This window comes from Streptomyces thermovulgaris, assembly GCF_002155915.1.
In the GTDB taxonomy this organism is placed as follows: Bacteria; Actinomycetota; Actinomycetes; order Streptomycetales; family Streptomycetaceae; genus Streptomyces; species Streptomyces thermovulgaris.
The window spans coordinates 1-8122 of the sequence record NZ_MUME01000044.1; the positions used below are offsets into that span (position 1 = coordinate 1).

Consider the following 8122-nt stretch of genomic DNA (forward strand, 5'->3'; position numbering starts at 1 on the left):
CAGCATCTCCCGCAGCTCGGCCAGCGCCTGCCGCCCCATGTCCCCCACCAGAGCGGCGTTCTTCACGGCCTTCTCCGGATCCTTCCGGGCCACCGCCTGCAACGCGGCCGCATGCACCACCATCAGACTCACCCGGTGCGCGACCACGTCGTGCATCTCCCGCGCGATCCGCGTCCGCTCCTCACGACGAGCCCACTCGGCCCGCTCCTCCGCCCGNNCCAGCAGAACCGGCGGCGCCGTCAGCCCGAGCGAAGTGGTGACCGCGGCGAACGGCACGAACCAGTTCCCGACGGTCAGATCCGCCCGCGCCGCGTCCTGCCGCACCTGCAGGAACGTCACGATCATCGTCGCGAGCAGGGTCATCCCGGCCAGCACGGCGACCACCCGGCGCGGCACCTCGTACGCGGCCAGGGTGTAGAGCCCGACGAGCCCCATCAGAAGACCCATCTGGGCCGGAGTGACGGCGATCACCACCAGCACCACGGCAACGGGCCACCGCCGCCGCACGAGCAGCACGGAACCCGCGAGCACCCCGAACACGACCCCCAGGGCCGTCGGAATCCCCGCCTCCCGCGCGAACGGCACCCCCTCGAGCCCGCACTCCACCGCGGACACCAGCGCAAGGCCCCCGTCCAGCGCCGCACCACGCCACCGCGTCCACCACCACGGCCCGGTCGGGGCCGTGGCGCGGTCTTCCCCCGTCGTGGTCATACCCCCAGACTACGGGCGGCCGTTCCGGCCGCTCCGCCCAGTTCCGGGCACGGAACCGGATCACATTCCGTAATCGCACAACAGCGGAACCGGCCGAAATCCCTCGAACTGCTGAACCATCCCCCGTTCGACCCCGGAGGCGAACATTCCGCCCGGACGGTATGTCCATGGCACATGCACAAGGCAAGTACGCCGACTTCGAAGGCCTCCGGGAACGGGCGATCGCGCTGCGGCGCCAGGGCTACAGCCTCCGGCAGATCCGCGACGAGCTGAAGGTCCGCAACAACGACATCCTCAGCCAGCTGGTCAAGGGCGAACCGCCGCCGGCGTGGACGAAGCGCCCGAACGCAAAGGACGACATGCGCGCGAAGGCACGGGAGCTGCGCCTCCAGGGCTGGACCTACGACCAGATCGAGGCCGAGCTGGGCTGCTCACGGAGCTCGGTGTCGCTGTGGGTGCGGGACCTGCCGAAGCCGCAGCCGCGGTACACGCCGGAGGAGCAGCGTGCGCTCATGCGCGAAGGACTGGCGCGGAAGCGGGCCGCGGACCGGAGAGAGCGCGAGGACATCAAGCTCGCGGCCTGCCGAGAGATCGGGGAACTGTCGGACCGGGATCTCTTCGTGGCCGGAGTGGCCCTCTACTGGGCCGAGGGCGCAAAGAGCAAGCCGTACGACCGACGCGAGCGGGTCGTCTTCGTGAACAGCGACCCGGGAGTGATCCGGGTGTACCTCGCGTGGCTGGATCTGCTCGATGTGGACCGGTCCCGTCTGTCCTTCCGCGTGCTCATCCACGAGTCGGCGGACGTCGACGCAGCACACCGCTTCTGGGCGGACGTCGCCGGCATCGACACCTCGGTCTTCATGAAGCCGACCCTCAAGAAGCACACCCCGAAGACGGTCCGCAAGAACACAGGGGACGGCTACCACGGCTGCCTGGTCGTCGGCGTGGCCAGAAGCGCTGAGCTGTACAACCGGATCGAGGGCTGGTGGAACGGAATCGTTGCCCAGTCTCAGGTACGTCTCCGGTAAGGTCTGAAGCGCTGTCCCCCGTGGTGTAACTGGCAGCACACTGGTTTTTGGTACCAGCAGGACAGGGTTCGAATCCTTGCGGGGGAGCTCACAGCTCACAAGACCTGGGTTCGGGTCCTGACCCCTGAAGGGTCAGGACCCGTTCCTGTCTCGTCGCCCGAATGCCCCCGGTATCCTGCGGTTGTCCAACCCCCACCCATCCACAGCCGAAGGGCATTCCGTGAGCGCCATCTGCCCGGCAGCCGTCATCGTTCTCGCAGCGGGTGAGGGCACCCGTATGAAATCGGCCACACCGAAGGTCCTGCATGAGATCTGCGGCCGTTCCCTGGTGGGTCATGTGCTCGCCGCTGCGCGTGAGTTGAAGCCGGAGAATCTGGTCGTCGTCGTCGGGCACGCGCGGGAGCAGGTCACCGCGCATCTGGCGGAGATCGACGCCGAGGTCCGCACGGCCGTGCAGGAGCAGCAGAACGGGACCGGGCACGCGGTCCGCATGGGGCTGGAGGAGCTCGGCGGGTCCGTGGACGGGACGGTGATCGTCGTCTGCGGGGACACGCCGCTTCTGACGGGTGAGACCCTGCGGAATCTTGCCGCCGTGCATCACTCCGACGGCAATGCCGTCACCGTGCTCACCGCCGAGGTGCCGGATGCGACGGGGTACGGCCGGATCGTGCGGGACGAGGTCAGCGGTGCGGTGACCGCGATCGTGGAGCACAAGGACGCGACCGAGGAGCAGCGGGCGATCCGGGAGATCAATTCCGGGGTGTTCGCGTTCGACGGTCGGTTGCTGGCCGATGCCCTGGGGAAGGTCCGGACGGACAACAGTCAGGGTGAGGAGTACCTGACGGACGTGCTCGGGATTCTGCGTGAGGCGGGTCACCGGGTGGGTGCGTGCGTGGCTGCCGATCACCGGGAGATCGCGGGGATCAACAACCGGGTGCAGCTGGCGGAGGCGCGGCGGATTCTCAATGACCGGTTGCTGACGGCTGCGATGTTGTCCGGGGTGACGGTCGTGGATCCGGCGACGACCTGGGTGGATGTGTCGGTGACGTTCGAGCGGGATGTCGTCGTGCATCCGGGGACGCAGTTGTGCGGGTCGACGCATTTGGGTGAGGGCTCGGAGGTGGGGCCTCACAGTCGGCTGACGGACACGCGGGTCGGGGCCGGTGCGCGGGTGGAGAACACGGTGGCTGTCGGGGCGGTGGTCGGTCCGGGGGTTTCCGTGGGTCCGTACGCGTATCTGCGGCCGGGGACGGATCTTGGGCCGAAGTCCAAGGTGGGTACGTTCGTCGAGACGAAGAACGCGTCGGTGGGTGAGGGGACGAAGGTTCCTCATCTGTCGTATGTCGGGGACGCGACAATCGGCGAGTACACGAACATCGGTGCGGCGACGGTGTTCGTGAATTACGACGGGCAGAACAAGCATCACACGACGGTGGGTTCTCACTGCCGGACGGGTGCGGACAACATGTTTGTTGCGCCTGTCACAGTGGGGGACGGTGTCTATACGGCGGCCGGCTCGGTGATCACGAAGGATGTGCCGCCGGGTGCGCTGGCCGTGGCCCGTGGTCAGCAGCGGAATATCGAGGGTTGGGTGGCTCGTAAGCGTCCGGGGAGTGCGGCGGCGAAGGCGGCCGAGGCGGCTGTCCGGGAGGCCGGGGGCGAGGGCTGAGGGGGAACGGCTGCTCGAAATACGGCGTACCGTGATAAGTGCGCACACGCGTGTACCCCACCATGCTCCGAACACCTTCTGAGGAGACACTGCTGTGACCGGGATCAAGACGACCGGCGAGAAGAAGATGATGTTCTTCTCCGGCCGCGCCCACCCCGAGCTTGCCCAGGAAATCGCCCAGGAGCTGGGTGTCGAGGTCGTCCCGACGAAGGCGTTCGACTTCGCGAACGGGGAGATCTATGTGCGGTATCAGGAGTCGGCGCGGGGTGCCGACTGCTTTCTGATCCAGAGCCACACTGCTCCGATCAACAAGTGGATCATGGAGCAGTTGATCATGATCGATGCGCTGAAGCGTGCGTCGGCTCGTTCCATCACGGTGATCGTGCCGTTCTACGGTTATGCGCGGCAGGACAAGAAGCACCGTGGGCGTGAGCCGATCTCGGCGCGTCTGATCGCGGATCTGATGAGGACGGCGGGTGCGACGCGGATTCTCGCCGTGGATCTGCACACGGATCAGATCCAGGGGTTCTTCGACGGGCCGGTGGATCATCTGTTCGCTCTGCCGCTGCTGGCGGACTATGTGGGCAGCAAGGTGGACCGTTCGAAGCTGACGGTTGTGTCTCCGGACGCCGGCCGGGTGCGGGTGGCGGACCGCTGGTGCGACCGGCTGGGTGCGCCGCTGGCGATCGTGCACAAGCGGCGTGATCCGGATCTGGCGAACCAGGTCACGGTGCACGAGGTCGTCGGTGATGTGAAGGACCGTATCTGTGTCCTGGTGGATGACATGATCGACACCGGTGGCACGATCTGTGCTGCGGCGGACGCGCTGTTCGCGCATGGTGCGGCGGATGTGATCGTCACGGCGACGCATGGTGTGCTGTCGGGGCCGGCGGCGGATCGGCTGAAGAACTCGCGGGTGAGCGAGTTCGTGCTGACGAATACGCTGCCGACGCCGAGCCAGTTGCAGCTGGACAAGATCACGGTGCTGTCGATCGCTCCGACGATCGCGCGTGCGGTGCGTGAGGTGTTCCAGGACGGCTCGGTGACGAGTCTGTTCGACGAGCGGTGACGGTCGTTCCGTAGTGCCGTAGATCGTTTTGGGGTCGGCCTCCCGCTCTGAGTACACTGCTGCAGTTGCTCGGCGAGGGAGGCCGTACTCGTGATCGGGGTGCGGCGGTCCGTTATCGACGCGCTCTTCGTAGCAGGCTGTTCGGAGCCGGGCGACTGCGTCCGTTTTCCGTCTACTTCTACGAGGAGTGATGAGCATGTCCGAGGTGAAGATCGCCGCCGAGACGCGCACCGAGTTCGGCAAGGGTGCGGCGCGTCGTATCCGTCGTGCGAACAAGGTTCCCGGTGTGCTGTACGAGCACGGCATGACCCCGATCCACCTGACGCTGCCGGGTCATGATCTGCTGCTGGCGCTGCGTACGCCGAACGTTCTGATCTCCCTGGACATCGACGGCAAGACCAACGAGCTGGCGATTCCGAAGGCTGTGCAGCGTGACCCGCTGAAGGGTTTCCTGGTGCACGTGGACCTGCTGCGGGTCAAGCGTGGTGAGCGGGTCGTCGTCGAGATTCCGGTGGTGGCCGAGGGCGACCTGGCTCCGGGCGGGAACCTGCTGGAGCACGTGCTGTCCTCGCTGCCGGTGGAGGCCGAGGCGACGCACATTCCGGACACGCTGCCGGTGTCGGTCCAGGGTCTGGACGCGGGTGCGTCGGTCCTGGCCAAGGACATTCCGCTGCCGCAGGGTGTGAAGCTGGCGGTGGATGAGGACACTCCGGTTCTGCAGGTTCTGGCGTCGCAGACCGAGGCCGCGGAGGGCACGGAGGAAGAGGGCGCCGAGGCCTGAGTCCGGCCGTCGTCGTTTCGTCAGCCGCTGTTCCCGTCGGGGGCAGCGGCTGGCGCTGTATTTGAGGAGATCTGGACGTGACGACCCCTGCGAATGCTCCCTGGCTGATCGTCGGGCTGGGCAATCCCGGACCGGGGTATGCGATGAACCGGCACAATGTCGGGTTCATGGTGGTGGATCTGCTGGCCGATCGGATGGGGGGTCGGTTCAAGCGGGCGACGAAGGCTCAGGCGCAGGTGGTGGAGGGCCGGATGGGTCCTGTGGGGCCGGGCAGCCACCGGGTGGTGCTGGTGAAGCCGATGTCGTACATGAATCTGTCGGGCGGGCCGGTGAATGCGCTGCGGGATTTCTACAAGGTGCCGCTCGACCGGATCGTGGTGGTTCATGACGAGTTGGACATCGGGTACGGTGCGCTGCGGCTGAAGCGGGGCGGCGGTGACAACGGGCACAACGGCCTGAAGTCGCTGACGAAGGCGATGGGTCCGGATTATTACCGGGTGCGGTTCGGGATCGGGCGTCCGCCGGGGCGCATGCCGGTGGCGGACTATGTGCTGAAGGATTTCTCGGCGGCGGAGCGCAAGGAGCTGGACTACTTCGTGGACCGGGCGGCGGATGCGGTGGAGTGTCTGCTGGCGGAGGGGCTGGAGCGGGCGCAGAACACGTACAACTCCTGACTTGTCGTCTCTTTGCTCCCTCCGAAGTTGACCGCTCGTAGGGGTATGGCCAATGATCCCCGCCATGCCTGCCGTCACCGCTTCCCGTACTCGTCAGGCCTCGCACGCCGTGCTCCGGTTCGGTCTGGTCGCGGCGATGGGTGTGGTGACGGCGTTGATCCTGATCGCGGGGGTGTGGGCGTCGTGGGACGCCGCGCCGTACGTGATGCTGACCAAGGGGCGTGAGCACGGCACGGTCACGGTGACGGACTGCTCCGAGGACACGTGCACGGGGCCGTACACGCCTGTGTCGACCGGGTCGACGCCCCGGGAGCGGGTGGTGATCGCCCGTACGGCGGCGGTGCGGGAGGGGCAGACCTACACCGTCATCGTCAAGCCGGGGACGGACGAGGTGCTGCGTTCGGGTCCGGCCGGGATTCTGCACGCGTGGGCCCCGCTGGGCGGTGCGCTGCTGCTGGCCTCGGTGGTGGTGGCGGGCGGGCTGCGCCGGCCCCGGGTGGCGTGGGTGCTGGCGGGGGCGGGGGTGGCGTTGCTGACGGCGGTGTCCCTGACGGTGTGAAGCGGCTCCGGCGCTCTTTTGGCCCGGGCTGCTTCCCGGTCCGGGCCGTCCGGGTTCCTCCTGCCGTGTCTGCGCCGGTTGCCTCTTCCGGCCCTTCCTCGGCCCTCCTCCCTCTCTTCATGACACATAGGAGCCACCGGGCCCTCGTGGACGCGCAGGTGCCCCTGAGCCCGGGTGCGGGGCTCAGGGGCACCTGTGGGTGTCGGGCCGGTGTCGTGTGCCGGCCGGGTGTCGCCGGGCCGGGTGTCAGCCGGTGTTGCGCATGCCGGCCGCCACGCCGTTGACGGTCAGCAGCAGGGCCCGGGAGAGCAGCGGGTCGGGTTCCTCGCCGGCCGCCGCGGCGTCGCGCTGCCGCTTGAGCAGGGCGACCTGGAGGTAGGAGATCGGGTCGAGGTAGGCGTCGCGGATGGCGAAGGTCTGCTTGAGCACGGGCTGGTGGTCGAGGAGTTCCTTCTCGCCGGTGACGCGGAGCACCTCGCGCACGGTGAGTTCGTGCTCGGCCCGGATGCTGTCGAAGATGTGCTTGAGGTGGTCGGGGACGAGGGTGTCGACGTAGTGCCGGGCGATGCGCAGGTCGGTCTTGGCGAGGGTCATCTCGACGTTGGAGATGAAGTTCCGGAAGAAGTGCCACTGCTCGTACATCTCGTCGAGCACGGTGTCGAGGCCGGCTTCGCGCAGGGCCTTGAGGCCGGAGCCGACGCCGTACCAGCCGGGGACGATCTGCCGGGACTGGGTCCAGCCGAACACCCAGGGGATGGCGCGCAGTCCGTCGAGGCCGGCGCCGGAGTCGGGGCGGCGGGAGGGCCGGGAGCCGAGGTGGAGGTCGGCGAGCTGGTCGACGGGGGTGGAGGCGAAGAAGTACGCCGGGAGGTCGGGGTCCTCGACGAGCTTGCGGTAGGCGGCGTGGGCGGCGTCGGAGACGACGTCCATGGCGGCGTCCCAGCGGGCGAGGGCCTCGACGGACTGGCGGGGGGCGGTGTGCAGGGCGGAGGCCTGCAGGGTGGCGGCGACGGTCAGTTCGAGGTTCTCCCGGGCGAGGGAGGGGAGGAGGTACTTGTCGGAGATGACCTCGCCCTGTTCGGTGACCTTGATCTCGCCTTCGAGGGTGCCCCAGGGCTGGGCGAGGATGGCGTCGTGGGTGGGGCCGCCGCCGCGGCCGACGGTGCCGCCGCGGCCGTGGAAGAGGCGCAGGCGTACGCCGTAGCGGTGGGCGACGTCGCGCAGGCGGCGCTGGGCGCGGTGGATCTCCCACTGGCTGGTGGTGATGCCGCCGAACTTGGAGGAGTCGGAGTAGCCGAGCATGACCTCCTGGACGTCGCCCCTGAGGGCGACCAGGCGCCGGTAGGAGGGGTCGGAGAGCATGTCCTCCAGGAGGGTGTCGGCGGCCCTGAGTTCCTCGGTGGTCTCCAGCAGCGGCACGATGCCGATCTTGGCCCAGCCGGCGTGGAGGTCGATGAGGCCGGCCTCCCGGGCCAGCACGGTGGCGGCGAAGACGTCGTCGGCGCCCTGGCACATGGAGATGATGTAGGACTCGATGACCTCGGGTCCGAAGACGTCCAGGGCTCGCTTGATGGTCTCGAAGACGCCGAGGGTCTTGGCGCCGGCCTCGTCGACGGGGGCGGGGGTGGGGG

8 protein-coding genes and 1 tRNA gene are annotated in these 8122 nt (G+C 68.1%); 7 read left to right on the top strand and 2 right to left on the bottom strand.

Translation table 11 applies throughout. The features are described 5' to 3' along the window. The coding region (locus tag CCN35_RS05135; RefSeq protein ID WP_143631388.1) for a sensor histidine kinase at nucleotides 1–711 on the bottom strand (711 nt) is incomplete at its 3' end. A gap of 167 nt (nucleotides 712–878) precedes the next feature. Here CCN35_RS05135 and CCN35_RS05140 point away from each other — a divergent pair. The 7 genes from CCN35_RS05140 to CCN35_RS28860 all read left to right on the top strand — a co-directional run bounded on the left by CCN35_RS05140 (nucleotide 879) and on the right by CCN35_RS28860 (nucleotide 6491). After that, nucleotides 879–1739: a helix-turn-helix domain-containing protein gene (locus tag CCN35_RS05140; protein ID WP_067396497.1), complete on the top strand. Its 861-nt coding sequence runs from the start codon at nucleotides 879–881 to the stop codon at nucleotides 1737–1739. A 14-nt stretch (nucleotides 1740–1753) separates the two neighbouring features. Further along, nucleotides 1754–1826, top strand: a tRNA-Gln gene (locus tag CCN35_RS05145). 133 nt (nucleotides 1827–1959) lie between these two features. Continuing rightward, complete coding sequence (gene glmU / locus CCN35_RS05150) at nucleotides 1960–3408, top strand: bifunctional UDP-N-acetylglucosamine diphosphorylase/glucosamine-1-phosphate N-acetyltransferase GlmU (RefSeq protein ID WP_079129786.1); 1449 nt, start codon at nucleotides 1960–1962, stop codon at nucleotides 3406–3408. A gap of 94 nt (nucleotides 3409–3502) precedes the next feature. Continuing rightward, nucleotides 3503–4477, top strand: a complete 975-nt coding sequence (locus CCN35_RS05155) for a ribose-phosphate diphosphokinase (protein ID WP_067396445.1) — start codon at nucleotides 3503–3505, stop codon at nucleotides 4475–4477. Between the two features lie 196 nt (nucleotides 4478–4673). Continuing rightward, nucleotides 4674–5258: a 50S ribosomal protein L25/general stress protein Ctc gene (locus CCN35_RS05160; protein ID WP_067396443.1), complete on the top strand. Its 585-nt coding sequence runs from the start codon at nucleotides 4674–4676 to the stop codon at nucleotides 5256–5258. A gap of 71 nt (nucleotides 5259–5329) precedes the next feature. Then, entirely contained in the window at nucleotides 5330–5932 is a 603-nt protein-coding gene (pth, locus tag CCN35_RS05165; protein WP_067396440.1) for an aminoacyl-tRNA hydrolase, read from the top strand. Between the two features lie 52 nt (nucleotides 5933–5984). After that, nucleotides 5985–6491, top strand: a complete 507-nt coding sequence (locus CCN35_RS28860; protein ID WP_067396438.1) for a hypothetical protein — start codon at nucleotides 5985–5987, stop codon at nucleotides 6489–6491. A 246-nt stretch (nucleotides 6492–6737) separates the two neighbouring features. Here the strand turns inward: CCN35_RS28860 and CCN35_RS05175 are convergent. Further along, nucleotides 6738–8122, bottom strand: a 1385-nt coding sequence (locus CCN35_RS05175; RefSeq protein WP_143631390.1) for a phosphoenolpyruvate carboxylase, incomplete at its 5' end; no start/stop codon positions are given.